The sequence below is a fragment of the Caballeronia sp. S22 genome (assembly GCF_964261745.1).
In the GTDB taxonomy this organism is placed as follows: domain Bacteria; phylum Pseudomonadota; class Gammaproteobacteria; order Burkholderiales; family Burkholderiaceae; genus Caballeronia; species Caballeronia jiangsuensis.
The window spans coordinates 960,216-985,555 of record NZ_OZ180035.1 but is presented as its reverse complement, the minus strand read 5'-3'; the positions used below and the strand labels follow the sequence as shown (position 1 = coordinate 985,555).

General features: G+C 63.6%; 27 protein-coding genes. 12 read left to right on the top strand and 15 right to left on the bottom strand.

What is annotated here, in order from left to right; genetic code table 11:
• Positions 1-24 precede the first annotated feature (24 nt).
• Positions 25-1,431, top strand: coding sequence for a class II fumarate hydratase (gene fumC / locus ACEN42_RS04645; protein ID WP_371880754.1), 1,407 nt, complete (start codon positions 25-27; stop codon positions 1,429-1,431).
• A gap of 30 nt (positions 1,432-1,461) precedes the next feature.
• Here the strand turns inward: fumC and ACEN42_RS04640 are convergent, their stop codons facing one another.
• Complete coding sequence (locus ACEN42_RS04640; RefSeq protein WP_035501736.1) at positions 1,462-1,983, bottom strand: acyl-CoA thioesterase; 522 nt, start codon at positions 1,981-1,983, stop codon at positions 1,462-1,464.
• A 52-nt stretch (positions 1,984-2,035) separates the two neighbouring features.
• Complete coding sequence (locus ACEN42_RS04635) at positions 2,036-2,179, bottom strand: hypothetical protein (RefSeq protein ID WP_187605827.1); 144 nt, start codon at positions 2,177-2,179, stop codon at positions 2,036-2,038.
• 144 nt (positions 2,180-2,323) lie between these two features.
• On the opposite strand from ACEN42_RS04635, the gene ACEN42_RS04630 reads away from it, so the two are divergent.
• Positions 2,324-3,073 carry an ArsR/SmtB family transcription factor gene (locus ACEN42_RS04630; protein ID WP_371880753.1) on the top strand — a complete coding sequence of 250 codons (750 nt, stop codon included), beginning with the start codon at positions 2,324-2,326 and terminating at the stop codon, positions 3,071-3,073.
• A gap of 166 nt (positions 3,074-3,239) precedes the next feature.
• Entirely contained in the window at positions 3,240-5,306 is a 2,067-nt protein-coding gene (locus ACEN42_RS04625) for a DUF6600 domain-containing protein (protein ID WP_371880752.1), read from the top strand.
• Between the two features lie 72 nt (positions 5,307-5,378).
• Here ACEN42_RS04625 and ACEN42_RS04620 read toward each other — a convergent pair whose 3' ends face one another.
• The gene (locus tag ACEN42_RS04620) at positions 5,379-6,350 is read right to left on the bottom strand and encodes a thymidylate synthase (RefSeq protein ID WP_250483899.1); all 972 of its coding nucleotides are present in this window, start codon (positions 6,348-6,350) and stop codon (positions 5,379-5,381) included.
• A 152-nt stretch (positions 6,351-6,502) separates the two neighbouring features.
• Positions 6,503-7,882, bottom strand: a complete 1,380-nt coding sequence (locus ACEN42_RS04615) for a sigma-54 dependent transcriptional regulator (RefSeq protein WP_035503252.1) — start codon at positions 7,880-7,882, stop codon at positions 6,503-6,505.
• A 658-nt stretch (positions 7,883-8,540) separates the two neighbouring features.
• On the opposite strand from ACEN42_RS04615, the gene ACEN42_RS04610 reads away from it, so the two are divergent.
• Positions 8,541-8,738 carry a hypothetical protein gene (locus ACEN42_RS04610; protein WP_371880751.1) on the top strand — a complete coding sequence of 66 codons (198 nt, stop codon included), beginning with the start codon at positions 8,541-8,543 and terminating at the stop codon, positions 8,736-8,738.
• A gap of 101 nt (positions 8,739-8,839) precedes the next feature.
• On the top strand, positions 8,840-9,337 hold the full coding sequence (locus tag ACEN42_RS04605) for a dihydrofolate reductase (RefSeq protein WP_238212520.1): 498 nt from the start codon (positions 8,840-8,842) through the stop codon (positions 9,335-9,337).
• 50 nt (positions 9,338-9,387) lie between these two features.
• On the opposite strand, the gene pmbA is transcribed toward ACEN42_RS04605, so the two are convergent.
• Complete coding sequence (gene pmbA / locus ACEN42_RS04600) at positions 9,388-10,758, bottom strand: metalloprotease PmbA (protein WP_371880750.1); 1,371 nt, start codon at positions 10,756-10,758, stop codon at positions 9,388-9,390.
• Positions 10,759-10,971: 213 nt separating this feature from the next.
• On the opposite strand from pmbA, the gene yjgA reads away from it, so the two are divergent.
• Both yjgA and mog read left to right on the top strand, forming a co-directional pair.
• Positions 10,972-11,583, top strand: coding sequence for a ribosome biogenesis factor YjgA (yjgA, locus tag ACEN42_RS04595; RefSeq protein WP_238212521.1), 612 nt, complete (start codon positions 10,972-10,974; stop codon positions 11,581-11,583).
• Positions 11,552-12,187 (top strand): molybdopterin adenylyltransferase, encoded by a 636-nt coding sequence (mog, locus tag ACEN42_RS04590; RefSeq protein ID WP_371880749.1) that lies wholly within the window; start codon positions 11,552-11,554, stop codon positions 12,185-12,187. Before yjgA ends, mog begins: the two co-directional genes overlap by 32 nt.
• Here the strand turns inward: mog and orn are convergent.
• Positions 12,184-12,792, bottom strand: coding sequence for an oligoribonuclease (gene orn, locus ACEN42_RS04585; RefSeq protein ID WP_187605833.1), 609 nt, complete (start codon positions 12,790-12,792; stop codon positions 12,184-12,186). The two genes, mog and orn, sit on opposite strands and share 4 nt — an antisense overlap.
• Before the next feature lie 88 nt (positions 12,793-12,880).
• Between orn and ACEN42_RS04580 the strand changes: the two genes are divergently transcribed.
• The 3 genes from ACEN42_RS04580 to ACEN42_RS04570 are packed head-to-tail and all read left to right on the top strand — an operon-like array spanning position 12,881 to position 15,392.
• The gene (locus tag ACEN42_RS04580) at positions 12,881-14,149 is read left to right on the top strand and encodes a M48 family metallopeptidase (RefSeq protein ID WP_187605834.1); all 1,269 of its coding nucleotides are present in this window, start codon (positions 12,881-12,883) and stop codon (positions 14,147-14,149) included.
• The gene (gene rsgA, locus ACEN42_RS04575; RefSeq protein ID WP_238212527.1) at positions 14,146-15,072 is read left to right on the top strand and encodes a ribosome small subunit-dependent GTPase A; all 927 of its coding nucleotides are present in this window, start codon (positions 14,146-14,148) and stop codon (positions 15,070-15,072) included. The genes ACEN42_RS04580 and rsgA overlap by 4 nt, the downstream gene beginning before the upstream one ends.
• Positions 15,069-15,392, top strand: a complete 324-nt coding sequence (locus ACEN42_RS04570) for a DUF2007 domain-containing protein (protein ID WP_035503235.1) — start codon at positions 15,069-15,071, stop codon at positions 15,390-15,392. The genes rsgA and ACEN42_RS04570 overlap by 4 nt, the downstream gene beginning before the upstream one ends.
• On the opposite strand, the gene ACEN42_RS04565 is transcribed toward ACEN42_RS04570, so the two are convergent.
• From ACEN42_RS04565 to rpsP, 6 genes are all read right to left on the bottom strand, one after another.
• Positions 15,393-16,331, bottom strand: a complete 939-nt coding sequence (locus tag ACEN42_RS04565) for a CobD/CbiB family protein (RefSeq protein ID WP_035503234.1) — start codon at positions 16,329-16,331, stop codon at positions 15,393-15,395.
• 120 nt (positions 16,332-16,451) lie between these two features.
• Positions 16,452-17,111 carry a CoA pyrophosphatase gene (locus tag ACEN42_RS04560; RefSeq protein ID WP_371880748.1) on the bottom strand — a complete coding sequence of 220 codons (660 nt, stop codon included), beginning with the start codon at positions 17,109-17,111 and terminating at the stop codon, positions 16,452-16,454.
• Between the two features lie 146 nt (positions 17,112-17,257).
• On the bottom strand, positions 17,258-17,647 hold the full coding sequence (rplS, locus tag ACEN42_RS04555; RefSeq protein ID WP_035503232.1) for a 50S ribosomal protein L19: 390 nt from the start codon (positions 17,645-17,647) through the stop codon (positions 17,258-17,260).
• Positions 17,648-17,778: 131 nt separating this feature from the next.
• A complete protein-coding gene (trmD, locus tag ACEN42_RS04550; RefSeq protein WP_371880747.1) occupies positions 17,779-18,549 on the bottom strand; it encodes a tRNA (guanosine(37)-N1)-methyltransferase TrmD in 771 nt (256 codons plus the stop codon).
• A gap of 25 nt (positions 18,550-18,574) precedes the next feature.
• Positions 18,575-19,297 carry a ribosome maturation factor RimM gene (gene rimM / locus ACEN42_RS04545; RefSeq protein WP_371880746.1) on the bottom strand — a complete coding sequence of 241 codons (723 nt, stop codon included), beginning with the start codon at positions 19,295-19,297 and terminating at the stop codon, positions 18,575-18,577.
• Positions 19,298-19,351: 54 nt separating this feature from the next.
• Positions 19,352-19,606 (bottom strand): 30S ribosomal protein S16, encoded by a 255-nt coding sequence (rpsP, locus tag ACEN42_RS04540; protein ID WP_008342343.1) that lies wholly within the window; start codon positions 19,604-19,606, stop codon positions 19,352-19,354.
• A 255-nt stretch (positions 19,607-19,861) separates the two neighbouring features.
• On the opposite strand from rpsP, the gene ACEN42_RS04535 reads away from it, so the two are divergent.
• Positions 19,862-20,365 carry an NINE protein gene (locus tag ACEN42_RS04535; protein WP_371880745.1) on the top strand — a complete coding sequence of 168 codons (504 nt, stop codon included), beginning with the start codon at positions 19,862-19,864 and terminating at the stop codon, positions 20,363-20,365.
• Positions 20,366-20,369: 4 nt separating this feature from the next.
• Here ACEN42_RS04535 and ACEN42_RS04530 read toward each other — a convergent pair whose 3' ends face one another.
• Both ACEN42_RS04530 and ACEN42_RS04525 read right to left on the bottom strand, forming a co-directional pair.
• A complete protein-coding gene (locus ACEN42_RS04530) occupies positions 20,370-21,497 on the bottom strand; it encodes a PA0069 family radical SAM protein (protein ID WP_371880744.1) in 1,128 nt (375 codons plus the stop codon).
• A gap of 67 nt (positions 21,498-21,564) precedes the next feature.
• Positions 21,565-22,053, bottom strand: a complete 489-nt coding sequence (locus ACEN42_RS04525) for an Lrp/AsnC ligand binding domain-containing protein (protein ID WP_035503319.1) — start codon at positions 22,051-22,053, stop codon at positions 21,565-21,567.
• 152 nt (positions 22,054-22,205) lie between these two features.
• Between ACEN42_RS04525 and ACEN42_RS04520 the strand changes: the two genes are divergently transcribed.
• The gene (locus ACEN42_RS04520) at positions 22,206-23,498 is read left to right on the top strand and encodes a D-amino acid dehydrogenase (RefSeq protein WP_371880743.1); all 1,293 of its coding nucleotides are present in this window, start codon (positions 22,206-22,208) and stop codon (positions 23,496-23,498) included.
• 47 nt (positions 23,499-23,545) lie between these two features.
• Here the strand turns inward: ACEN42_RS04520 and ACEN42_RS04515 are convergent, their stop codons facing one another.
• Entirely contained in the window at positions 23,546-25,336 is a 1,791-nt protein-coding gene (locus ACEN42_RS04515) for an acyl-CoA dehydrogenase (protein ID WP_371880742.1), read from the bottom strand.
• Between the last annotated feature and the right edge of the window lie 4 nt (positions 25,337-25,340).

Genomic DNA, 25,340 nt, shown 5'->3' with positions numbered 1-25,340 from the left:
CAACTTCGTAAGGGAACTCACGCCATGACACACGATGCGAAGGGCGACGTACGGATGGAGAAGGACACGTTCGGCGAAATCGCCGTGCCGAACGACAAGCTTTGGGGCGCGCAGACGCAGCGCTCGCTGCAGAACTTCAAGATTTCGACGGAAAAGCAGTCGCCCGAGCTGATCACCGCGCTCGCGATCATCAAGCACGCGGCCGCCGAGGTGAACGAAGGGCTGAAGGTGCTCGATTCGAAGAAGGCGAAGGCGATCATTCAGGCCGCCGAGGAAATCATCGCCGGCAAGCATCCCGATGAATTTCCGCTCGCCGTGTGGCAGACCGGCTCGGGCACGCAGACCAACATGAACCTCAACGAGGTGATCGCCAATCGCGCGAGCGAGATCATGGGCGGCTCGCGCGGCGAAGAACGGCTCGTGCATCCGAACGACGACGTGAATCGCGGCCAGTCGTCGAACGACGTGTTCCCGACGGCGATGCACGTCGCCGCGGCGATGGCGATCACGAAGCATCTGATTCCGTCGCTCAAGACGCTGCGCGATACGCTCGATAAGAAGGCGAAGGCCTTCGACAAGATCGTGAAGATCGGCCGCACGCACTTGCAGGATGCGACGCCGCTCACGCTCGGGCAGGAGTTTTCAGGTTACGTGGCGCAGCTCGATCAGGGCATCAGGCATGTCGAGGCGACGCTGCCGCATCTGTATCAGCTCGCGCAGGGCGGCACGGCGGTCGGCACGGGACTGAACGCGCATCCGGACTTCGCGGTGAAGGTCGCGGCGGCGATCGGCAAGCTCACCGGGCTGCCCTTCGAAACCGCGCCGAACAAATTCGAAGTGATGGCCGCCGCCGATGCGCTCGTCGCCGCGCACGGCGCGCTGAAGACGATCGCCGCGAGCATGATGAAGATCGCCAACGACATCCGCTGGCTCGCGAGCGGGCCGCGCTGCGGGCTCGGCGAACTGTCGATTCCGGAGAACGAGCCGGGCAGCTCGATCATGCCGGGCAAGGTGAACCCGACGCAATCCGAAGCCGTGACCATGCTGTGTTGCCAGGTGTTCGGCAACGACGTCGCGGTGAACTTCGGCGGCGCGAGCGGCAACTTCGAACTGAACGTGTTCCGGCCGATGATCGCGCATAACGTGCTGCAGTCGGTGCGCCTGCTTGCGGACGGCGCGCAGAGCTTCAACGACAACTGCGCGGTCGGCATCGAGCCGAACGAAAAGCGTATCGACAGTCTGCTCAATGAATCGCTGATGCTCGTGACGGCGCTCAATCCGCATATCGGCTACGACAAGGCCGCGCAGATCGCGAAGAAGGCGCACAAGGAAGGCACGACGCTCAAGGCCGCCGCGCTCGCGCTCGGTCATGTGACCGAGCAGCAGTTCGACGAATGGGTCAAGCCGGGCGATATGGTGGGGAACAAGTAGGCGCGCCCTTCTCCGAAAAAAGCGGCGGGATCAGACCTTCCCCGCCGCGACCTCTTCCGGCTTCAGTTCGACAATCGCGTCGAGCGCATCCTTCACGTCCATCGCGTATTTCGCGAGGCGCTTTTCCTCGTCCGTTTCCGGCACGAAGGCCGGCACGGGCGTCGGCTGACCTTTTTCATCGACGGCGACGAAGACCATCAGGCAATCGGTCGTCTGCTGAAGCTCGCCGACTTTCGGATCGCCCGCGTGCACGGAGATATGAATGTGCATGCTGGTGCGCCCGGTCGTCACCACGCGCGCGCGCAACTCAACCAGATTGCCGACGAGAATCGGCCGACGAAAGCGGATGTTGCCGACGCTGACCGTCACCGCGTAGCGACCGGACCACATCGCGGCGCAGGCATAGGCTGTTTCGTCGATCCATTTCATCAGCGCGCCGCCGTGCACCTTGCCGCCGAAGTTCACCGAGGTCGGCTCGGCGAGAAAGCGGAAAGTGGTTTCGGCGCGGCTTTTAGGAACCGCGGGAATGGGAGATGAGGTCGGCGTATTCATGGGGATGCCCGTCTGGTGCGGAAATGAATGCCGATTATAGGGTCGGCAATATTCAATCGTGGACGGTAATGCCCTGATCGATGGTGCCGTACATCGTGATGCTGCCGCCGCCGCCCGCCGATGACGACGGGCCGCCCGCGCAGCCCGCACAGAGCATGAGAAGGCTGATCACGCTCGCGAGAATGAATCTGGACATGGAAATTCTCCTGCTGGCTGAGATGCCAGCGGTCATTCTAGCTCTGCGCTTCGTGCATCGACATTTCGGCGCGCGGTGAAACATCGGATGCGGAGCCGCGCTAGAGTGGATAGGTCGATTACTACGCCCGACAGGGACATCGCCATGAACTCCGCTTTCGACGAAGCCGAATCGCGCGTGCGCCATTTTCCCGGACTGTCGCGCATCGGCGCGCTTATCGCCGATCCCGGCCGCGCCGCGATGCTCTGGTCGCTGATGGACGGCACCGCGCGCCCCGCCGGCGAACTGACGATGATCGCGGGGCTGTCGCCGTCGGCGGAGAGCGGGCATCTCGCGCGTCTGACCGAAGGCGGGCTGCTCGCGCTCGAAGTGAGCGGGCGGCATCGCTACTACCGTATCGCGACGCCGGATATCGCCGCGGCCATCGAGGCGCTCGCCAATCTCGCGCGGGCAAGCGCGCCGCAGCGCGCGCCGGAACGCCCGCCTTCCGCCGTGCCGGTCGAGATGCGTTTCGCGCGGACCTGCTACGACCATCTCGCGGGCGAACTGGCCGTGCAGCTCTTCGACCGGATGATCGCGCGCAACTGGCTCGCCGCCGCCGACGATCACGCACAGGCGCACGGCCCCACCGCGCTTGACGCGACACCGGAAGGCGCGCAGGCGTTCGCCGAGCTCGGCATCGACCTGAAGACACAACGCGCGCGGCGGCGCCGGTTCGCTTGCACGTGTATCGACTGGAGCGAGCGCCGGCCGCATCTGGGCGGCGCGCTCGGCGCGGCATTTCTTGAAGCGTGCGAGTCGCACGGCTGGATCGAGCACACGGCGAGGCGGCGCGTATTGCGCGTGACGCCGGCGGGACATCGGCACTTCGAAGGGTTTTTAGCCACGCGATAAAGCTTTGTTACGCGCACCTGCGCGCCGTTACAAACGGCATCGTACGGATACACGCCCCGGCGATACATTGATCCGGCAGGCCTCGCGCACCGACAGCGTCACACACGACGCACGCGCGGCCGCCGGAGAATACGATGAAAATCAAGACCATCGCGGCCGCCACGTTATGGGCGCTCGTATCGATATCGGGGTAGGCGCGTTCGCGCAAACACCGCCCGACGAGGCGACGCAAGCGGGCCAGAGTGATCCGCCCGGACGCATCGCGCGCCTGAATTACATGGCGGGCACCGTGACGACCGAGCCCGCGGGCGCGTCCGACTGGTCCTACGCGCAGATCAACCGCCCGCTCACGACGGGCGATCAGCTGTGGAACGACAAAAACGCGCGCTCGGAAATGCACATCGGCTCGACGGCGGTGCGTCTGGGTTCATCGACGGCCCTTTCCGTCCTCGCTCTCGACGACAACACCGCGCAGCTCAAGGTCGCCCAAGGCACGCTGTCGACGCGCGTGCGCGAACTGCCGCCCGGCACGCGCTATGAAATCGATACGCCGAACGCCGCGCTCGCCATCACGACGCCCGGCGACGTGCGCGTGGACGTCGCGCCCGACGGCCGTTCGACGACGGTCACGGTGCGAAGCGGCGGCGTCACCGCGTATGGCGACGGCGGGTCGGTGCAGCTCGCGGGCGGCCAGCAGATGACGTTCGAGGGCACGAATCTCCAGCAGGCATCGGCGAATGCCGCGCCCGCGTCGGATGCGTTCGATCAATGGGCCGCGAGCCGCGATGCGTCCGAGGATCGCTCGGTTTCGGCGCGTTACGTGTCGCGCGATATTCCCGGCTATCAGGATCTCGACGCCAATGGCACGTGGCGCAGCGACCCGTCCTACGGACCGGTCTGGGTGCCGAATGCCGTTTCGGCCGACTGGGCGCCGTATCGCCAGGGACACTGGGCGTGGCAGGACCCGTGGGGCTGGACCTGGATCGACGACGCGCCCTGGGGCTTCGCGCCGTATCACTACGGGCGCTGGGCGTATGTCGGATCGCAATGGGCGTGGGTGCCCGGTCCGATGGCCGTGAACGCGCCGCCCGCCTATTCGCCCGCGCTCGTCGCGTTCGTCGGCGATGGCGGCAGCGGCGTCGACTGGAACGTCGCGCTGACGGTCGGCGGCATCGCGGCGGCGGGCGTCGCGTGGTTCCCGCTCGGGCCGGGCGAGGCGTGGCGTCCGCATCGCGATGGCTGGAGCCAGCGTTATTACGAGCGCGTGAATCGGAATGTCTACGTCGATCGCTCGGTGCACGTGAACAACACGTACGTGAACTACCGCGCCCCGCGTGGGCTGACGGCCGTGCCGGCAAACATGTTCGTGCATGGTCAGCCGGTCGGACGTCAGCCGTATGCGGTCGATCCGTCGCGCTGGCGCAATCCGCATTTCTTCGCGGGGGCGCCGGGCATCGCGCCGGCGCACGACAGTTTTGCGCCCGGTGCGCGGCGCGCGGATTGTCGGCCGCCACAGGGCGGATTCGGACGTCCGGTGGTCGCGACGCGCGCACCGGTTGCGCCGCCGGCTTTTCACGATCGATACCCGCAGCAGGATCGCGATACGCACGGGCCCGGCGCGCGCAACGAACAGGTGCATCTCGTGGCGACGCATGGGCCGGCGCGTTCGGTGATCGCGGGCGACGCGCCGTCCTCGCCCGCTCATGTGCAGAACGGACAGCCGCATGGCAACGGCGTCCCGCATCCGCCTCAGGCATCCCAGTTCGGCGGCGGGGATCCACACTTCGCTCACGGCGATCCGTCGCGCGGCCACGATGTTCAGAACGGGCCGCGCGCGCCGCAGCAGGCGTTTCAGCCGAACAGACCGCCGCAGCAAGGGCAGCCGACGATGCAACCGCAGCCCAACCGCATGCCGCGTGTCGAGCGCGGCACACCCAATCCACCGATGCAGCCTGCGTTCGCCCAACACGCGCCACCCGCGCCGCAACAACACCAGCCGCCGCCCGAAGCCTACCGTCAGCCGCGCGCCGAGCAGCCGCGTCACGAGATGCCGTCGCCTCGTCCGCAGCAGGAAGCGCAGCGGCCTCAGTTCCATCCCGAGCCGCCGCGCCAGCCGATGCATCAGGAAGTGCATCAGACGCCGCATCAGGAACCGCATCAGCAGCCTCAGCAACCGCAGCAAGCACAGCAGCCGCAACACGGCGGCGGCAACAACGATCGTCATCGCGGTTGAGGCGATGAGCAGGCGGCACAACGAAAACGCGCGGCCCGAAGCCGCGCGTTTTCGCATGCAGAACCGATGCGCTCAGACCGCCATCGGCGCCGTGAGCGGCTCGTGATGCTTGTAGCCTTCCAGCGCGAAATCCTTCGGCTCGATCTTCTCGAGCCATTCCGGCTCGTAGCGTTTCGTGACCGCGTAATCGGGCACGCGATCGGAGATGATCAACTGCGGCGACGGCAGCGGCTCGCGCTTCAGTTGCTCCTGCAGCATGTCGAGCTGATTCTCGTAGATGTGCGCATCGCCGATGAAATACGTGAACCAACGCGGCTTGAACCCGGTCAGCCGGCCGACGAGATGCAGCAGCGCCGCGCCTTCGGCCAGATTGAACGGCGTGCCGAGCCCGACGTCATTGCTGCGAATATAGAGACACAGCGAAATCTCGCGCGTCACCGCGTTCGGGATGAACTGATACAGCAGATGGCACGCGGGCAACGCGATCTCGTCGAGCTTCGCCGGATTCCATGCATGAAACAGAATGCGCCGATCGGTCGGGCGCTCGATGATCGTGTCGAGACACTGACGCAACTGATCGATGGCCTTGTACAGCAGCACCTGTTCGCGCCCGTTCTCGACGAAGCTCGTCACGACCTGGAAGCCGCGATTGGTCGCATCGGCGATCTGATCGTTCGCGCCGGCGTCGACGAGCTTGTACGCGGGCCATTTGCGCCACTGCACGCCGTAGACGTCGCCGAGATCGTCCGGGCCTTGCCGGTACGGATTCTCGAGCCATTGCGGATTTTCGTTCGCGTTCGCGTCCCAGACCTTGCAGCCGAGCGCGCGGAAATCCGCCGCGCTCTTCGATGCCCGCAGAAAGCCCACCAGTTCGCCGATCGCGGATTTAAACGCGAGCTTCTTCGTTGTCACGGCCGGAAAGCCTTGCTGCAAGTCGAAACGCAGCATCGCGCCGGGAATGCTGATCGTGCGGATGCCCGTGCGGTTTTCCTGCCAAGTGCCGGTATCGAGAATCGTCTGGACGAGCTCGAGATACTGTTTCATTCGATGTTCCCTGGGTGCGCCGCATGCCCTCGCGAACGGAGGGCGTAAACACGAGATTTTACCAAGCGACGAGGACCGGCGCTTATTTCAGCGGCACGAAAAAACGGGCGCCTGAAAGCGCCCGTCCGGTGGTGAATCTCGGTGATGTGCGCTCAGCCGCGCGTGGCGTGCTCCGACGGCGCATCGACCTCGATGTGACGCATCCCATGCGCGCTCAATAGCCGATACAGCGTCACGCGCGAAATGCCCAGCTCGTGCGCCGCGTCGCCCAGACGTCCGCGATGGCGCAGGAGCGCAAGCTCGATGGCCTGCCGTTCGGCCGCCTCGCGCGCCTGCGCGAGCGAAACCGGCGCCACTTCGACGTACTCGCCGAGTTCGAGATCGCGGGCGGTGATCTGCCGCCCCTCCGACATCACGATCGCGCGCCGCACGCGGTTGATGAGCTCGCGCACGTTGCCCGGCCAGCCATAGTTGTGGATCGCGGCGATCGCATCGGGGGAAAATCCGCGCAGGCGCCGGCTCGCGTCCTTCTTGAAGCGGTCGAGCATGTGCTTCGCGAGCAGTTCGATGTCCTTGCCGCGCGCGCGCAGCGGCGGCTCGTCGATCTGCAGCACGCACAGGCGGTGATACAAGTCCGCGCGGAACCGTCCTTCGATCATCGCGGTCTGCATGTCGACGTGCGTCGCCGAGATGATGCGCACATCCACCGGCGTCGAGCCGTGACCGCCCAGGCGCTCGACCTTGCGTTCCTGGAGGAAGCGCAACAGGCTCGCCTGACTTTCGAGCGGCAGATCGCCGATTTCATCGAGGAACAGCGTGCCGCCGTTGGCCGCCTCGACGCGGCCGATCTTGCGCTGATTCGCGCCCGTGAACGCGCCGCGCTCGTAGCCGAAAAGCTCCGATTGCAGCAGATGCGCGGGAATCGCGCCGCAGTTGATCGCCACGAACGGTTGATCGCGACGCGCGGAGCGCTCGTGAATGGCGACGGCCGTCAGTTCCTTGCCGGTGCCGGATTCGCCCGAGATGAACACGGGTGCATCGGTCATCGCGACCTTGCGGATCGAACGGAAGAGCGCGAGCATCGCGTCGCACGAACCGACCATCTCGCCCTCGGCGCGGCCTTCGCTGCGCGCATCGTGCGACGCAGCGTCGTGCAGCGAAACCATGCCATACGCATGACCGACGGAATCGACGATGCGGTCGTTCGACGTCGGCAGCGTCACGTAATCGAAGCAATAGTCGCGAATCAGGCGCCGCACGGCGGCGTCTTCCAGTTGTCCTGCGACGGTGGCCGCGACCCAGCCCACGTTGGTCATCGTCAGCGACGATTCGAACGCCGCCAGTTCATGAGATTCGAAATGACTCGACAGATCCAGCAACCCGCCGGTCGCCAGATCGCTACGCAGTGCCTTGCGCGTGTCGCGCGCGCTCGCGACGATTTCGATATGCCAGCCGCGCTCCTCGAATCGCGCGCACAGCGTCTCGCTTGGATCGCGAGTCACATAGATGAGTTGCCGCCGAGCGACGTCCATTATTCAGATCCTTTGTTCAACATTCGTTGAAAAGGTCACGTAGTTCAGGCTCGCACTACATCGCAGACTTCGTTGCCCTCGCACGTTTCTCTCAAACGTATGGAGAGGGACTTGCCCATTCGATACGACGCCCCCGGGACATAGCGCGACACACCACGCGCTCTTCCACGAAACCCTTTATGTCTGATTCTGTGCCGTTTTTGAGAGACTACTATAACCCAGAAACCCCGAAAACAAATATCGCGAGAGCCGCCGGTTTAGCCACAAAACCCTGATAGGACGGGCCTCGCAAGAATTTCTCACACGATTATTAAAAACTTTACGCACAATTTAATAAGACAAAATCTTATACCGATTTCACGAGAACTTCATGTTTTTCTGCCTGTATGTTTCAACTGTGAAACGTTTTCGTCCAAGTTTCTGCAGCGCGCCTGCCGTCGACTTCCGCCATTCATTGCGTGGCAATGCTTTCCAACGCATGGCACATAATTCGCTCGACTCGGAACGCGTCGGATGGTAAGAAATACTGTCTATAGAACGCGCGTTCATATTCTGTCCCGCATTCATCTTCAGCTTAATCGTTCATACCGACGAGACGATTACTTTATTTCCGGATCTTTCTGCGCCGGGAATAATTACCTTGGGTTATGTCGTTACGATGGCACTCGATAGTTCATACCGGCGCGACGAATCAGGCGGCGCGCAACAAGACCGCGAGGAAGCGGACGAACCGGGCGATGCGAAACCGCCCGCCATCCGCCCGACGGGCTCAGGCGTCAGCGTGATGCTATGGGACGAGGTCGCGCCCGCCCCGACTTACGCGCCGCCGCTCGACGACGATTCGCCCGAGGCGTGAGTCCGCGCGGCGCTCCTGCGGCAGTTTCGGTCGGAAGTGTCGGTTAGAATCGAGGCCCCGGCGGCGCGGCCCGCGCGCCTGTTTGCCTCGACCTCCCTCACATGACGACGCTGACCCTGATCGTCGCCCGCGCGCGCAATGGCGTGATCGGACGCGACAACCAACTGCCCTGGCGCCTGCCGGAAGACCTCGCATTCTTCAAGCGCACGACGATGGGCGCGCCCATCATCATGGGCCGCAAGACGCACGAATCGATCGGCCGGCCCTTGCCGGGGCGGCGCAATATCGTCATATCGCGCGATGGCACGCGGCGCTACGACGGCTGCGACGTCGTGACGAGCCTCGAAGCGGCGCTCGCGCTCGAACCGGCGAAGGAAGCGTTTCTGATCGGCGGCGCGCAGTTGTATCGCGATGCCATCGCGCGCGCCGACAAGATGATCGTCACCGAGATCGACGCCGATTTCGATGGCGACACGCGCTTTCCCGCGCCCGATCCGGAACTGTGGCGCGAAGTGTCCCGCGAGCCGCATCGCGCGGCGGCGCCGAACGATTTCGCATTCGCGTTCGTGACCTACGAGCGCATCGCGGCCTCGGAATGAAAAAAGGCTCCGGATGCGTTCCGGAGCCTTCGTCTTTCAGCGGATGCGGATCACTGTCCCGCGATCGTCATCCGTTCGATCAGCACCGAGCCGATTTCCTTCGTGCCGCGCACGACGGTATCCGCGCCGATCGCCTCGATGTGACGGAACATCTCCTGCAACGTGCTCGCCACGGTGATTTCCTCGACCGCGTGCACGATCTTGCCGTTCTCGACCCAGAAGCCCGACGCGCCGCGCGAGTAATCGCCCGTCACGTAGTTCACGCCCTGCCCCATCAGCTCGGTCAGCAGGAGGCCGGTGCCGAGCTTCTTCAACATCGCTTCGAAATCGTCTTCAGGTTTCGTGTGCGTGCTCTTCATCGTCAGATTGTGCGAGCCGCCCGCGTTGCCGGTGGTCTTCATGCCGAGCTTGCGCGCCGAATACGTCGACAGGAAATAGCCCTGCACGACGCCATCCTCGACCACGCTGCGACGCTGCGTGCGCACGCCTTCCTCGTCGAACGGCGCGCTGCCCATGCCGCCCTTCACATGCGGGTCTTCGACGATCTGGATATGCGGCGCGAACACCGGCTTGCCGAGGGTGTCGACGAGGAACGTGGTCTTGCGATACAGCGCGCCGCCGCTCACCGCCTGCACGAACGCGCCGAGAATGCCCGCCGCGAGCGGCGCCTCGAAGAGCACGCGGCACTTGCGCGTGTCGAGACTCCTGGCGCCCAAGCGTGCGAGCGCGCGCTCGGCGGCGTAACGTCCGACCGCTTCGGGCGCGGCGAGGCCGGACGCATCGCGTTTGGACGTGTACCAGTCGTCGCGCTGCATGTCGCGGCCCGCTGCCGCGATCGGCGCGCACGCGATGTAATGCCGCGAATACGGATAGCCCGCCATGAAGCCGCGCGAGGTCGCGAGCACGAATTGCGAATGCTGCGCCGAGACGCTCGCGCCTTCCGAGTTGGTCACGCGCTTGTCGACGGCGAACGCGGCGGCTTCCGCGCGGCGCGCGATCTCGGCGGCTTCGTCCGCATCGATGTCCCACGGGTGATAGAGATCGAGGTCCTGCGGCGCCTTCTCGAGCAGCTCCGCTTCGGCGAGGCCCGCCGCGCTGTCCTCGGCCGTGAAGCGCGCGATGTTGTACGCGGCGGCGACCGTGTCGCGCAGTGCGTCGCGCGTGAAGTCGGCGGTGCTCGCATTGCCGCGCTTCTTGCCGATGAAGACGGTCACCCCGACCATCTTGTCGCGGTTGTGCTCGATCGTCTCGACTTCGCCGCGCCGCACGCTCACTGACAGGCCGTCGCCTTCGGAGATCTCGGTGGCGGCATCGCTCGCGCCGAGTTCCTTCGCGTAACGCAGGATGTCGGAGGCGATCTCCTTGAGTTCGTCCTGCGTATGCGGAAAGTAGCGTTGCTTGACGTCCATGTCTGCTGCCATTTTTGGTTGCCTTTGGAAGTCGGGCGGCGCGCGCCCGCGCATGTCGTGGTTGCTTCGGAATGTCCGGCTCGACGCGCACGCAATCGGCGTCGAGCAACGGAACTGGCCTATCACGCGATCATAGCAAGGACGGCGTGCATTCACCCGCCAAGCTTTGTCGCAGACCCGGACGCGCGCTTCAGGCACGGTGCGCACGCAAGCTACAATGTCGGGATGAACCGTAAAACCCGCATTCAACCGATCGATTCCGGCCGCGACGACGAGCGCGAGCCCGACGAAAACGGTTACGACCGTCCGAGCAAATCCCAGCTAAAGCGCGACATGCACGCGCTGCAAGAGCTGGGCGAAGCGCTGATCGCGCTGCCCAAAGATGCGCTCAAACGCATGCCGATGCCGGAGAATCTCGGCGACGCCGTGCGCGAGGCGCGCCGCATCACGGACCACGAAGGCAAGCGCCGCCAGGTGCAGTACGTCGGCAAGGTCATGCGCTCGCTGATCGAGGACGAGGTCGCGGCGCTGCGCACGGCGCTCGATACCTACCGTGGCGTGAACAAGTCCGAAACCGCGCGGCTGCACTGGATCGAGCGCACCCGCGAAAAGCTTCTCGCCGACGACGCCGCGCTCACCGAATTCATCCGCAATCATCCGGGCGTCGATCCGCAGGAAGGCCGCACGCTGATCCGCAACGCGCGCAAGGAGCGCGAGCAGCAAAAGCCGCCGCGCTATTACCGCGAACTGTTCCAGTGGATCAAGAACGCGGCGGGCGCGGAAGACGACGAAGACGTCGAAGGCGATGAGGACGATCGTGACGAAACCGAAGCGTAATCACCCGGACGAGCTGATCGTCGGGCTCGTGTCGATCAGCGATCGCGCGTCGCAAGGCGTCTACGAGGACAAGGGCTTGCCGTCGCTGCAAACGTGGCTCGGCGAGGCGCTGAGCACGCCCTTTCGCGCCGAGACGCGCCTGATCCAGGACGACGCCGCGACCATTTCCGCGACGCTCGTCGAGCTCGTCGATACGCTCGGCTGCGATCTCGTGCTTACGACGGGCGGCACCGGCCCCTCGCGCCGCGACGTGACGCCCGAGGCGACGCTCGCCGTCGCCACGAAACCGATGCCCGGCTTCGGCGAGCAGATGCGCCAGATCAGCCTGAATTTCGTGCCGACCGCGATTCTTTCGCGGCAAGTCGCGGTCATCCGCGAGACGGAAGATCACGCCGCGCTGATCATCAACCTGCCGGGACAGCCGAAGGCGATCCGCGAAACGCTCGAAGGATTGAAAGACGCAGACGGCAAGCAGAAGGTGCCGGGCATTTTCGCGGCCGTGCCGTACTGCATCGATCTGATCGGCGGACCGTATATCGAAACGCGGCCCGACTTGGTCACGGCGTTCCGGCCGAAAAGCGCGATCCGCCCGCCGAAAAGTTAAGACGCGGCGGCAGGCGCCGACGGAATCAGGAAGTGCTCGCGGTAATACTTGAGTTCGTCGATGGACTCGTGAATGTCGGCGAGCGCGGTATGCATCGCGCGCTTCTGGAAGCCCTTGTAGATCGCCGGCTGCCAGCGGCGGCACAGTTCCTTCAGGGTGCTGACATCGAGATTGCGGTAGTGGAAAAACGTCTCCAGCTCGGGCATCCAGCGCGCCATGAAGCGGCGGTCCTGGCAAATCGAGTTGCCGCACATCGGCGACTTGCCGGGCGGCACGTACTGGCCGAGAAACTCGCGGATCTGGCGCGTGGCTTCGGCTTCGTCGACCGTCGATACCTTCACGCGTTCGGTCAGCCCCGAGCGCCCGTGCGTGTTGCGATTCCACTCGTCCATGCGGCCGAGCGCTTCGTCGGTCTGATGAATCGCGAGAACCGGACCTTCCACCATCCTGTCGAGCGTCGAATTCGTCACGACCACCGCGATCTCGATGATGCGATCGTTGTCCGGATCGAGACCAGTCATCTCCATGTCGAGCCACACGAGGTTCATGTCGCTGCGCACGAGCGCGTTTTCGTCTGATTCGGGGGCGGCGGAGATGTCGGTCATGAGAAGCGGCCTGAGAGATGGGAAAGCCACTGCGCGTCGGCACGGCCTAGAACCTATAATTCTCGCATAGTTCAATCGGAAGTCCCGGATGACCAACCTCACTCTTGCTTTCTCGACGATCTTCGTCGTCGCCCTGGTCGCGATGGTCTCGACCAAGCTCTGGCTCGCGTCGCGGCAGATTCGCTACGTCGCCGCGCACCGCAACGGCGTGCCCTCGCAATTCTCCGGCACGATCCCGCTGACCGCGCATCAGCGCGCTGCGGATTACACCGTCGAGCGCACGCGCCTCACGATGATCGAGGTCGTCACGAGCGCGGTCGTGCTCGTCGCGCTGACGCTGCTCGGCGGCGTCCAGGCGCTCGATCTCGCCATTTCGGACTGGCTCGGCCGCGGCTATCTCGGTCAAATCGCGCTGGTGGCGTCGGTGGTCGCGATCACGAGCATCATCGATCTTCCGTTCGACTACATCCGCCATTTCGTGATCGAGGAGAAGTTCGGCTTCAATCGCATGTCGAAAAAGCTCTTTTTCGTCGATCTCGTGAAGGGCACGGTGCTCGCGGTCGTGATCGGCGCGCCGCTTCTGCTGCTCACGCTCTGGCTGATGGACCGCGCCGGCACGTTCTGGTGGCTGTGGACGTGGATGGTATGGGTCGCATTCCAGTTGCTCGCGATGATCATCTATCCGACCTTCATCGCCCCGCTCTTCAACAAGTTCGAACCGCTGAAGGACGAGGCGCTCGTCGCGCGCATCACGAATCTCATGTCGCGCACCGGCTTCGCCGCGAAGGGCCTGTTCGTGATGGACGGCAGCCGCCGTTCCGCGCACGGCAACGCGTATTTCACCGGCTTCGGCGCGACCAAGCGCATCGTCTTCTTCGATACCCTGCTCGCGCGTCTTTCCGGCAGCGAGATCGAAGCGGTGCTCGCGCACGAGCTCGGTCACTTCAAGCGCCGTCACGTGCTGAAGCTGATGATCGTCATGTTCGGCATCAGCCTCGCGATGCTCGCGCTGCTCGGCTGGCTCATTCAGACGACGTGGTTCTACGAGGGTCTGGGCGTGCGGCCGTCGCTTGTCGGCAGCAACAACGGGCTCGCGCTTGTGCTCTTCATGCTCGTGCTGCCGGTGTTCATGTTCTTCATCACGCCGCTCGGCAGCCTGACTTCGCGCAAGAACGAGTTCGAAGCCGATGCCTTCGCCGCCAGCCAGACCGATCCGAAGGATCTCGTGAACGCGCTCGTGAAGCTCTACGAGGACAACGCGTCGACGCTCACGCCCGATCCCATCTACACCGCGTTTTATTACTCGCATCCGCCCGCTTCGCAGCGCATCGACCGCCTGATGCAACACGCCGCATGACGCGCGGGTCCAAGCGTCCGAGCGTGGGCGCGCGCCTAGAAGGCACGGTGATCGCGGCGCACGGGCGTCACTATCTGGTGACGCCGGAAGACGGCGGCGCGATGCTTCAGTGCTTCCCGCGCGGCAAGAAAAGCGAAGTGGCCGTCGGCGATCGCGTGATCTACGAGCAGTCGTCGGCGGATCAGGGTGTGATCGTCGAGATCGGCGAGCGGCGCAATCTGCTCTACCGCTCGGATCAGTTCAAGTCGAAGCTCTTCGCCGCGAATCTCGATCAACTGCTGATCGTGCTCGCGACAGAACCGCATTTCAGCGAAGACCTGCTCGGACGCGCGTTGATCGCGGCGGAGGCGCATGGGCTGGAGTCGCTCATCGTGCTCAACAAGATCGACGTCGGTCATGCGGTGCCGCTCGCGCGCGAACGGCTCGCGCCGTATCGCGAACTCGGTTACACGGTCGTCGAGCTGTCGGCGAAGATGATGCCCGGCGACGTCCATCCGCAACTCGATGCCCGTCTGAAAGATCGCTCGACGATCCTGCTCGGCCAGTCGGGCATGGGCAAATCGACGCTCGTGAACCTGCTCGTCCCCGATGCCGACGCTGCCACGCGCGAGATTTCATCGGCGCTCAATAGCGGCCGCCACACGACCACGTTCACGCGTCTCTACGACTTGCCCGGCGGCGGCGCGCTGATCGATTCGCCGGGTTTTCAGGAGTTCGGCCTGCATCATCTGTCCGAAGGCCAGCTCGAACGCGCCTTCGCGGATTTCCGGCCCTATCTCGGGCATTGCCGCTTCTACAACTGCCATCATCTGCACGAGCCTGGCTGCGCGGTGCTCGAAGCCGTCGATGCCGGCAAGATTCGCCCCGAGCGTCACGCGCTCTATGCACAGCTCGTCCACGAAGCCAGCCAGATCGTTCGATGAAGCGGCTCACGCGCGCTCCCAACCTGATCACGGCGCAGCACTGGGTGAACGTGCTCGCGACCGCGGGCGTGCCGTGCGAGTTGCACAACCGCTATCTGAACGGCGCGATGGGAGAAATTCCGGCGGATCAGTGCGCGCCGGAGATATGGATCGTCGACGATCGCGACGAAGCGTTGGCCTTGCGCCTTCTGGAGCGCGCGAGAAAAGGGCCGGACGCGAACGCCCGGCCCTGGAGATGCAAGCATTGCGGCGAGTGGCTGGAACCGCAATTCACCGTGTGCTGGAACTGTCAGACGGCGCGCGATCCGCTCGACGACTGATTACGCCAGCCACACGGCGATCGTCAGCATCAGCAGCAACAGCATCCACAGAATCACCGCGCGCCACACGAGACCGACGGCCGATTGCAGCGTGCGCGGCGTGCAGTCGTCGCCGACGGGCAGCGGGCTCGCATCGCCCACGGCAAGCGCTTCGACCGAAAGCGGCTCCGCCAGCGGACCGGCGAGACGCGCGCCCAGCGCACCGCTGCCCGCCGCGAGCAACACGCCTTCGTTCGCATCCGGCCACTGGCGCGCGTGATTGCGCCACGCGTAGATCGCATCCTCGAAATTGCCGACGATCGCAAAGCCGAGCGCGGTCAGACGCACCGGCACCCAGTCGATGACAAAAAACGCGCGCTGTGCAAACGACGAAAACTCGGCGGTCCGCTCCGGATTCGGCTTTGCCCACGCGCGCGCCAGATATTCGGCGATGCGATACAGCACCGCGCCCGCCGGGCCGATCGGAATCAGGAACCAGAAGAACACGCCGAACACATGCCGGTGCGATGCCACCACCGCGTGAACCAGCGTATGCCGCACGATTTCGCTGACGGGCATATCGACCGTGTCGATGCCGGTCCATTCGTTCAGCACTTCGCGCGCGCGCGGCACGTCGTCGTTGTTGAGCGCGAGGTGGATATCGGTGAAATAGTGGCTGAACTGCCGGAAACCGAGCGTGAAGTACACGATCACCACGTTCCACAGAAACGCCAGAGCGAAGTTGATCCGGTACAGCACGTAATAGACGAGCCCGACCGCGAGCGTCCACGGCAGCACGACCACGAGCCACGCGACGATGCCGTGCTTCTCCTTGCCAGCATCGAAACCGTGCGCGGTGGATTCCGCATGATATTGGAGCAACGCCGAAATCGGATTGTGCGGCGACAAGGCGCGCATTTGCTCAATGACGAGAGCCAGCAATACGGAGAAAAAAGTCATGCGAAGCGCCGAAACGGTCGGATTAGTTCGAGTTTCGCGTAACGATAGCACAGCGCCATACGCGTTTAGCGCGCTGAGTAATTGCGCAAGCCGCGGCGAGCACGCGGACTTTCCGCGCCGTCACGCGCGAGCCGCGAGAAAGCGATAAAAATTGCGCAACATGCCGGCCGTTGCGCCCCAGATGAAATAAGGAGCCTTCCTTTCGCCCGGCGCGTAAGGCATCGCAAAAAAACGACGCTCGCCGCCTTCCCAGCGAAAAACGCGCACTTCGTGGTTCGCCGGATTCATCAGCCACGCGAGCGGCACTTCGAAGATATCGGCGACTTCGCATGTATCGGCCTTCAGGGTAAAAGGCGGATGCACCAGCGCAACGACAGGCGTCACCTTGAAACCCGTGCCCGTCAGATATTCGGGCATCGCGCCGATGATCTCGCAATGTTGCGCGCCCAGGGCGACTTCTTCGTAGGCCTCGCGCAGCGCGGTGGCGGCGGCATCGGCGTCTTCGGGCTCGCGTCGGCCGCCGGGAAAGCTGATCTGCCCGGCGTGATCCGACAGGTGATCGGCCCGCTGCGTCAGCAGCACGGTCAAGCCGCCCTCACGCACGACGAGCGGCACCAGCACGGAAGCCACGCGCGGATCGCCGCCGATCGCCTTGATGCGCTGCTCGCGTTCTTCCTGCGTCCAGTCGAGATTCAGCGCGAAACGCGCGCGCAAGCCTTCCGGCGTGAGGCGCTCTGGCGGAATGGGCGGGAGTGTCTCACCCGTCGAGAGGACGGGCATCTTTTCTGGTTCGAGGATGCGGGGAGTCGAAGTCTTTCCGGTGGACACGGGGTCGAGAACTGGGCTGTCGAAGTCTCAATTTGAACACACCAAAGAAAAAAGCACCCACATGGGGTGCTTTTTCCGTACTACGCCTGGACAGCGGCTTACTCTGCGGAAGCAGCAGCCTTGTCTTTGAAGACCAGCTTTTCCTTGATCCGAGCCGACTTGCCCGAACGCTCGCGCAGGTAGTAGAGCTTCGCGCGGCGAACATCGCCACGGCGCTTCACGACGATGCTCGCGAGCAGCGGCGAGTACGTCTGGAACGTACGCTCGACGCCTTCGCCCGACGAAATCTTGCGGACGATGAAGTTCGAGTTCAGGCCACGGTTACGCTTCGCGATGACGACGCCTTCGTAAGCCTGGACACGCTTACGCGTGCCTTCGACCACGTTCACGTTGACAATGACGGTATCGCCCGGCGCGAAGTCGGGGATGCTCTTCTCGCCCAGAACGCGTGCGATCTCTTCCTTCTCGAGTTGCTCAATCAGATTCATTACTGACTCCTTGTGCCATCTTGCCGAAGTTGCGTGCCTTGTATTTGCGTCAGGCCTCGGTAGAGGATGGGTTTGCTTCAGGCGCCGATATTCAGCCAGCGCCCCCATTTTCCCGCTCGTCCGCCCGAAATCTATGCAGACTTCGACGCTTCCTTCGCGAGTTCTGCGAGCCACGCCTCGTCGGTGCGGCTCAACATCTTGCTGTCACGCGCCCGTCTGATCAGATCGGGCCGCTTGTTGAATGTGTTGCGTAATGCTTCGCGCCTGCGCCAGGCGTCGATTTCCTTGTGATGGCCGCCGAGCAGCACATCGGGAACACGCACGCCTTCGTACTCTTCCGGACGCGTGTAGTGCGGGCAGTCGAGCAATACATCGACGAAACTGTCCTGCACCGCCGATTGCGCGTCGTTCAACACGCCGGGCAACTGGCGCACCACGGCGTCCATCAGCGCCATCGCGGGAAGTTCTCCGCCCGACAGCACGAAGTCGCCGAGGCTTACCTCTTCGTCCACTTCACGGTCGATCAGGCGCTGGTCGATCGCTTCGTAACGGCCGCACAGCAGCACGAGACCCGGTTCCTGCGCAAACCGCATCACCCGGTCGTGGTCCAGTTTCGCACCTTGCGGCGACATCATCACGACGCGCGTCGACGTAATTCCCTGCTCGCGCTGCGCAGTCTTTGCCGCGTGGATCGCGTCTTCCAGCGGACGTGCCAGCATCACCATGCCGGGACCGCCGCCGTATGGGCGATCGTCGATGGTGCGGTAGTTGTCCGTAGTGAAATCGCGCGGATTCCACGTCCGCAAACCGAACCGCTCCTGCTTCACCGCCCGGCTGGTAATGCCCCAGTCGGTCAGCGCGCGAAACATCTCGGGAAAGAGCGTCACGACATCGAACTGCATCGCTCTCTCCGTAACGTGACGATGTTCAATAGTCGGCGTCCCAGTCGACGACGATACGCTTCGCCGCCCGGTCCACCGTCTTCACATACACGCCGACGAACGGAATCAGCCGCTCACCGGTGACGGGCTTGCCATCCTTGTCGGTACTCGGATACTCGATCCGCAGGATGGAATGCGCGCCGTTGTCGATCAGATCCGCAACGCGGCCCAAGGCCACGCCCGCTTCACTTTCGACATCCAGGCCGATCAGATCGACCCAGTAGAATTCGTCTTCGCTGTCGAGCTTCGGGAAATCGCTGCGCGCGATATTCACCGTGTGGCCTTTCAGCGCGAGTGCCGTATCGCGGTCATCACAGCCGGCGAAGCGCGCGACGATCGTATCGGCATGCCCTTTCGACTGCAGGCAGCGCGCGGACTTGTAATCGCGGCCTTTGACGAGCCACCAGCGTCTGGCGTTCAGCAGCGCGTCGCCGCCCTGCTTGCCGTTCGCGTGCGGCACGATCTTGACCCAGCCTTTGAGACCGTATGCATCGGCGATGAAACCGAGTTCGACGGCATCGTCAGGCAAAGCCTCGACCGATTCGATTCCGCCTTGCGGCGTCTTCGAGCTCGAAATGTCGACCGCCACGTGGCGCGCGCCCGGCTTGCGGACGAACGCGCCAAACGTGGCGGAACTCTCATCGTGCCCCGGCTTTGATCGGCCGACATCTTCCGGCACGCGGCCGGATTCAGAATTGCGCGTAGACATCGGCGAATCTTTGGGCAGGTTTCGAGCGGCTGTTACAGCGTCGGCGAAGCGAGCTTAAGCAGCCGGCTGGGCTTGCTGAGCTTGCTTGACGAGACGCTCGACGGTCGGCGACAGTTGCGCGCCAACGCCTTGCCAGTACGTCAGGCGATCCTGAGCGATGCGCAGCGATTCGCCTTTGGTCGCGACCGGGTTGTAGAAACCCACGCGCTCGATGAAGCGGCCATCACGGCGGCTACGCGAGTCGGTTGCAACGATGTTGTAGAACGGGCGCTTCTTCGAGCCGCCACGAGCCAAGCGGATGATGACCATGCTGAAATCCTTGAAAACCGGGGTTCGGAACAACGAGAACAGGCGATTATAGCCGGAATGTGAAGCTCTAACAAACACTTAACGCATTTTTTGGATTCAAGCCAGATTCGGAGCGATTCCCGCACGTTTCCGGATACCGGGAATCACGCCGACGCGGCGATGCGCCATTGGTGGTGCGGACACACGTCGGCGTAAAATGGCTGACCGCGTCGGCATTCAAGCGACGCCCGCCTCTTTCCACCACCGCTTTCGCTGATGACTTCCTCGTCCGTCGCCACGCAAGCCGGCTCAAAACCGGCCGGCAAGCAGGTTCCACCCTATTTCCGCTCGAAAACGCTGACCGCCGCGCTCGCGTTCCTGTTCGGCTACATCGGCTTGCACCGCTTCTATCTGCATGGAATGCGCGACAAGTACGGCTGGGCGCATATCGTCGGCATCGTTCTGGGGGCGTTCGGCTATCTGTTGCTCGCGGAAACGGAGCGCGCTTCGCTTCTCGGCTGGGTGCTGGCGTTCCCGGGTGCGATTTCGCTGCTCGCCGCCTTTCTCTCGGCCATCGTCTATGGTCTGCGCCCCGACGCCAAATGGGACGCGCAGTTCAATGCGCACACCGGCCGCAGCAGCCGCTCCGGCTGGACGGTCATTTTCGTCGTGATCTTTTCGCTCCTGTTCGGCGCGTTCCTGCTGATGACCGGTCTCGCGCTCACGTTTCAGACGTACTTCGAAAGTCAGGTCGAGGCGGCGAAAACGCTGTCGCAATAAAACGTCAGAACAGGTCGAGTTGCGGGCTGGACGGCGGCCCCGCTCGTTTAGCTGGCCGCTGGAACTCGGACATGTCGAGTATCCCGCGTTGCCGTGCATTAAGCCCAAGCCGTTTCGTCGCCTTTTGAAAGCGCTGCTTGAGCATATCGGCCCACAGACCCTCGCCTTTCATGCGCGTCGAAAAATCCGAGTCGTAGTCCTTGCCGCCACGCATGTCGCGCACGCGACTCATCACGCGATCCGCGCGATCGGGGAAATGCGCGGCAAGCCAGCCCTTGAAGAGCGGCGCAACTTCCCACGGCAGACGCAGCACGATATAGCTCGCGCTCGTCGCCCCGGCGTCGGCGCACGCTTCGAGAACACGCTCCATGTCCGGCTCCGTCACGAACGGAATAACCGGTGCGATGCTCACGCCTACCGGAATGCCCGCCTCGGCAAGCGTCCGGATTGTGCGGAGCCGCCGCGACGGCGTCGCCGCGCGCGGCTCGAGCGTTCGCGCGATATCGGCATCCAGCGTGGTGACCGTGATCGCCGCCATCACCTGGCCGCGCCCGGCCATCGGCGCAAGCAGGTCGATGTCGCGCTCGATCAGCGAATTCTTCGTGATCGCTGCGAACGGGTGACCGCAATCGTGCAGCACCTGAATGACACGCCGCGTGATTTGCAGGTCACGTTCGACCGGTTGATACGCGTCGGTGTTGACGCCGAGGGCGATCGGCTCGGCTTCGTAGTTCGGTTTCGCCAGTTCGCGTTCCAGCAATTCCGGCGCGTTGATCTTCGCGTAGATCCGGCTTTCGAAATCCAGCCCCGGCGATAGTCCGAGATAGCTGTGCGTAGGGCGAGCGAAGCAATAGATGCAGCCGTGCTCACAGCCGCGATAGGGATTCAGCGAAACGGAAAACGGAATGTCCGGCGAGCTGTTGCGCGTCAGAATGCTTTTCGCCCGCTCCTCGAAAATCTGGGTGCGCAGCGGTGGCGCGCCTTCGTCCTCGGGATCGGCGGTGTGCGCCCAGCCATCGTCGACACGTTCACGCTCGTCCTTCTCGTAACGCCCCTGGATATTCGTGACCGCCCCGCGCCCCTTCAGCGGAGCGGGTGGCGCGACGGGATACTCACGATCGTGCGATGACATTGCGACGAAATCCATCGATTAATACTGTATAAATATACAGTATTGCTTCGCCATCGCAAGCGGAAAATCACGTCTCGACGAGAATCTTCAGCGTCTCCTTGATCTCCTCCATCACCACATAGCTCTTCGACTGCACCGCGCCCGGCAATTGCAAAAGGATGTCGCCGAGCAGCTTGCGATAGTCCGCCATCTCGCCGATCCGCGCCTTGATCAGATAGTCGAAATCGCCCGAAACGAGGTGACATTCGAGCACCTCGGGAATCTTCTGAACTTCGCGCCGGAATTGCTCGAACATGTTGCCGCTCTTGTGATCGAGCGTGATCTCGACGAATACGAGCAGCGCAGCGCCCAGCTCGTTCGGATTCACGCGCGCGTAGTAGCCCATGATGACGCCATCGCGTTCCATGCGTTTCACACGCTCGATGCAAGGCGTCACCGACAGCCCGACGCGCTCGGCCAGGTCTTTCATCGCGATGCGGCCGTCCTCCTGAAGAATGTTGAGGATCTTGTGATCGAGCTTGTCGAGAGCGCGTACTGGATTTCGCTGAGTTCGCATTGGTTTTTCCTGAAAATCGATCAAATACAATAACTAAAACTGGGTCGAAGTCCATACCATAGTCGATAACACTATACGAGCTTCAGTTTGTCGCGTCGATCGCCTAAAGGCCCGCGCACTCGGAAGTTTCATCGAATCTGGATGGAGATCACATGCGAATCGTTATTCTCGGAAGCGGCGTCGTCGGTGTCACGAGTGCGTATTACCTCGCTCGCGCCGGTCACGAAGTCACGGTCATCGACCGCGAAGCTGGCCCCGCCCTCGAAACGAGTTTCGCGAACGCCGGACAGATCTCCCCGGGCTATGCATCGCCGTGGGCCGCACCGGGCGTGCCGCTCAAGGCTGTGAAGTGGATGTTCGAAAAGCACGCGCCGCTCGCCATCCGCCTCGACGGCACGATGAACCAGCTGCAATGGATGTGGCAAATGCTGCGCAACTGCACGCAGGATCGCTACACGGTAAACAAAGGCCGCATGGTCCGCCTCGCCGAATACAGCCGCGATTGCCTGCAGGCGTTGCGCGCCGACACCGGCATCTCATACGAAGGCCGTATGGGCGGCACGTTGCAACTGTTCCGCACGCAGCAGCAATTCGACGGCGCGGGCAAGGACATTGCGGTGCTGAAGGACGCGAACGTGCCGTTCGAACTGCTCACGGCCGATGAGCTGAAGAAGGCCGAGCCGGCTCTCGCCGCCGTGTCGCACAAATTGACGGGCGGTCTGCGCCTGCCGAACGACGAAACCGGCGACTGCCAGATGTTCACGACGCAGCTGGCCGCCATGGCCGAAGCGCTCGGCGTCAAGTTCCGCTACAACACGTCGATCGACGCGCTCGCCGTCAGCAACGGCCGCATCGCGGGCGTGCAGTGCGGCAAGGAACTGGTGACGGCGGATTCGTATGTCGTCGCGCTCGGCTCGTATTCGCCGAAGCTGCTCGGCGATCTCGTGAAGATTCCGGTTTATCCGCTGAAGGGCTACTCGATCACCGCGCCGATCGTCGATGCGAAGCGCGCGCCGGTTTCGACCGTGCTCGACGAAACGTACAAGATCGCGATCACGCGTTTCGACGACCGTATCCGCGTGGGCGGCATGGCGGAAATCGTCGGCTATGACAAGAAGCTGAAGCAGGCGCGTCGCGAAACGCTCGAAATGTGCGTGAACGACCTGTTCCCGGGCGGCGGCGACACCGCGAGCGCCACGTTCTGGACCGGCCTGCGCCCGATGACGCCGGACGGCACGCCGATCGTCGGCCGCACGCCGGTGCCGAATCTGTTCCTGAACACCGGTCACGGCACGCTCGGCTGGACGATGTCGTGCGGCTCGGGTCAGTTGCTGGCGGACCTGATGTCGGGCAAGCAGCCCGCGATCCGTGCCGACGATCTGTCGGTTCACCGCTATTTCGGCGACGTCGGCGTGAAGACGCGTCCGGGATACGCGAACGCATGATTGCCGCTATCGCATGAAAGAAAAGGCGCCTTGCGGCGCCTTTTCTTTTAGAACTGATCTTCGCTCAGCGCGAGCACGCCTTCCCGCCCGTTCGCGCTGACGATCGACGCCTCGATCCCCGGCGCGAGCGACAGAATGTGCTCGGCGAAGAACGCCGCCGTCGCGATCTTCGCGGAATAGAAACGCTCGTCGTCCGCGCGCTTCGCCTGGGCGACGAGCATCGCGCGCGCCATCTGCCATCCCGCCAACACGATGCCCGCGAGCCGCAGATACGGCACGCTGCCCGCGAACACCGCATTCGGATCGCTCTTGAATTTCGCGACGATGAACTCGACCGCGCGAGCAAGCGACAGACTTCCCGCGCTCAAGTGCCGATGCATCGACTTGAACGGCTGGCCGTCCAGTTCCGCGAGCGCCGCGATGGTCTGATCGATCTGCGCGAGCAGCGCCTGCGCCGTGGCGCCGCCATCGCGCACGGTCTTGCGGCCGATGAGATCGTTGGCCTGAATCGCGGTCGTGCCTTCATAGATTGGCAGGATGCGCGCATCGCGATAATGCTGCGCCGCGCCCGTCTCCTCGATGAAGCCCATGCCGCCATGCACCTGCACGCCGATGCTCGCCACATCGACGGACATTTCCGTGCTGAAGCCCTTCACGATCGGCACGAGGTACTCGTAGATCGCCTGATGGCTTTTCCTGGCGGCGTCGTCCGGATGACCGTGCGCGAAATCGCTATGCGCCGCCGCGACATACGCGAGCGCGCGGGCGCCTTCGGTGTAGGCGCGCATCGTCGAGAGCATGCGGCGCACGTCGGGATGATGGATGATCGTCACGGGCTCCTTCGCGCTGCCATCGACGGGACGGCTCTGCACGCGCTCTTTGGCATACGCGACCGCCTGCTGATACGCGCGCTCGGCGACCGCGACACCCTGCATGCCGACGGCAAAACGCGCCGCGTTCATCATGATGAACATGTATTCGAGACCGCGATTCTCCTCGCCGATCAGATAGCCGATCGCGCCGCCGTGATCGCCGTATTGCAGCACCGCGGTCGGGCTGGCTTTGATGCCGAGTTTGTGTTCGATCGATACGCAATGCACGTCGTTGCGTGCGCCGAGCGAGCCGTCTTCATTGACGAGAAACTTCGGCACGAGAAAGAGCGAGATGCCTTTCACGCCTTCGGGCGCGTCGGGCGTGCGCGCGAGCACGAGATGCACGATGTTCTTCGCCATATCGTGCTCGCCGTAGGTGATGAAAATCTTCGTGCCGAAGACCTTGTACGTGCCGTCGCCCTGCGGCTCGGCGCGCGTGCGCACGAGCGCCAGATCGGAGCCCGCCTGCGGCTCCGTGAGATTCATCGTGCCGGTCCATTCACCTTCGATGAACTTCGGCAGATAGAGCGCCTTCTGTTCATCGCTGCCTGCGGTGAGGAGCGCCTCGATCGCGCCGTCGGTGAGCAGCGGACACAATGCGAAGGAGAGATTCGCCGAGTTCAGCGCTTCGATGCACGGCGTCGCGATGAGCTTCGGCAAGCCCTGCCCGCCGAAGTCCACCGGATGGATGACGCCTTGCCAGCCGCCTTCCGCGAACTGACGGAACGCGGCCTTGAAGCCGGGCGTCGTCGTGACTTCGCCGTTCGCCCATGCGCTCGGCGTGCGGTCACCGGCGACATTCAGCGGCGCCAGGACTTCGCCGCAAAAACGCGCGGCTTCCTCGACGACGGCCTGCGCCGTGTCGAAGCCTGCATCTTCGTGACCAGGCAGCGCGGCGATGCTGTCGATATCCGCCAGTTCCTTCATTACGAACAGCATGTCCTTGACCGGGGCGCTATAGCTCATCGTC

What these genes read in the sequence shown, in the direction of transcription:
- fumC (WP_371880754.1), top strand. Translation starts at nt 25, where the DNA reads ATGACACACGATGCGAAGGGCGACGTACGGATGGAGAAGGACACGTTC.
- ACEN42_RS04640 (WP_035501736.1), bottom strand. Translation starts at nt 1,983, where the DNA reads ATGAATACGCCGACCTCATCTCCCATTCCCGCGGTTCCTAAAAGCCGC.
- ACEN42_RS04635 (WP_187605827.1), bottom strand. Translation starts at nt 2,179, where the DNA reads ATGTCCAGATTCATTCTCGCGAGCGTGATCAGCCTTCTCATGCTCTGT.
- ACEN42_RS04630 (WP_371880753.1), top strand. Translation starts at nt 2,324, where the DNA reads ATGAACTCCGCTTTCGACGAAGCCGAATCGCGCGTGCGCCATTTTCCC.
- ACEN42_RS04625 (WP_371880752.1), top strand. Translation starts at nt 3,240, where the DNA reads ATGGGCGCTCGTATCGATATCGGGGTAGGCGCGTTCGCGCAAACACCG.
- ACEN42_RS04620 (WP_250483899.1), bottom strand. Translation starts at nt 6,350, where the DNA reads ATGAAACAGTATCTCGAGCTCGTCCAGACGATTCTCGATACCGGCACT.
- ACEN42_RS04615 (WP_035503252.1), bottom strand. Translation starts at nt 7,882, where the DNA reads ATGGACGTCGCTCGGCGGCAACTCATCTATGTGACTCGCGATCCAAGC.
- ACEN42_RS04610 (WP_371880751.1), top strand. Translation starts at nt 8,541, where the DNA reads ATGGCACTCGATAGTTCATACCGGCGCGACGAATCAGGCGGCGCGCAA.
- ACEN42_RS04605 (WP_238212520.1), top strand. Translation starts at nt 8,840, where the DNA reads ATGACGACGCTGACCCTGATCGTCGCCCGCGCGCGCAATGGCGTGATC.
- pmbA (WP_371880750.1), bottom strand. Translation starts at nt 10,758, where the DNA reads ATGGCAGCAGACATGGACGTCAAGCAACGCTACTTTCCGCATACGCAG.
- yjgA (WP_238212521.1), top strand. Translation starts at nt 10,972, where the DNA reads ATGAACCGTAAAACCCGCATTCAACCGATCGATTCCGGCCGCGACGAC.
- mog (WP_371880749.1), top strand. Translation starts at nt 11,552, where the DNA reads ATGAGGACGATCGTGACGAAACCGAAGCGTAATCACCCGGACGAGCTG.
- orn (WP_187605833.1), bottom strand. Translation starts at nt 12,792, where the DNA reads ATGACCGACATCTCCGCCGCCCCCGAATCAGACGAAAACGCGCTCGTG.
- ACEN42_RS04580 (WP_187605834.1), top strand. Translation starts at nt 12,881, where the DNA reads ATGACCAACCTCACTCTTGCTTTCTCGACGATCTTCGTCGTCGCCCTG.
- rsgA (WP_238212527.1), top strand. Translation starts at nt 14,146, where the DNA reads ATGACGCGCGGGTCCAAGCGTCCGAGCGTGGGCGCGCGCCTAGAAGGC.
- ACEN42_RS04570 (WP_035503235.1), top strand. Translation starts at nt 15,069, where the DNA reads ATGAAGCGGCTCACGCGCGCTCCCAACCTGATCACGGCGCAGCACTGG.
- ACEN42_RS04565 (WP_035503234.1), bottom strand. Translation starts at nt 16,331, where the DNA reads ATGACTTTTTTCTCCGTATTGCTGGCTCTCGTCATTGAGCAAATGCGC.
- ACEN42_RS04560 (WP_371880748.1), bottom strand. Translation starts at nt 17,111, where the DNA reads ATGCCCGTCCTCTCGACGGGTGAGACACTCCCGCCCATTCCGCCAGAG.
- rplS (WP_035503232.1), bottom strand. Translation starts at nt 17,647, where the DNA reads ATGAATCTGATTGAGCAACTCGAGAAGGAAGAGATCGCACGCGTTCTG.
- trmD (WP_371880747.1), bottom strand. Translation starts at nt 18,549, where the DNA reads ATGCAGTTCGATGTCGTGACGCTCTTTCCCGAGATGTTTCGCGCGCTG.
- rimM (WP_371880746.1), bottom strand. Translation starts at nt 19,297, where the DNA reads ATGTCTACGCGCAATTCTGAATCCGGCCGCGTGCCGGAAGATGTCGGC.
- rpsP (WP_008342343.1), bottom strand. Translation starts at nt 19,606, where the DNA reads ATGGTCATCATCCGCTTGGCTCGTGGCGGCTCGAAGAAGCGCCCGTTC.
- ACEN42_RS04535 (WP_371880745.1), top strand. Translation starts at nt 19,862, where the DNA reads ATGACTTCCTCGTCCGTCGCCACGCAAGCCGGCTCAAAACCGGCCGGC.
- ACEN42_RS04530 (WP_371880744.1), bottom strand. Translation starts at nt 21,497, where the DNA reads ATGTCATCGCACGATCGTGAGTATCCCGTCGCGCCACCCGCTCCGCTG.
- ACEN42_RS04525 (WP_035503319.1), bottom strand. Translation starts at nt 22,053, where the DNA reads ATGCGAACTCAGCGAAATCCAGTACGCGCTCTCGACAAGCTCGATCAC.
- ACEN42_RS04520 (WP_371880743.1), top strand. Translation starts at nt 22,206, where the DNA reads ATGCGAATCGTTATTCTCGGAAGCGGCGTCGTCGGTGTCACGAGTGCG.
- ACEN42_RS04515 (WP_371880742.1), bottom strand. Translation starts at nt 25,336, where the DNA reads ATGAGCTATAGCGCCCCGGTCAAGGACATGCTGTTCGTAATGAAGGAA.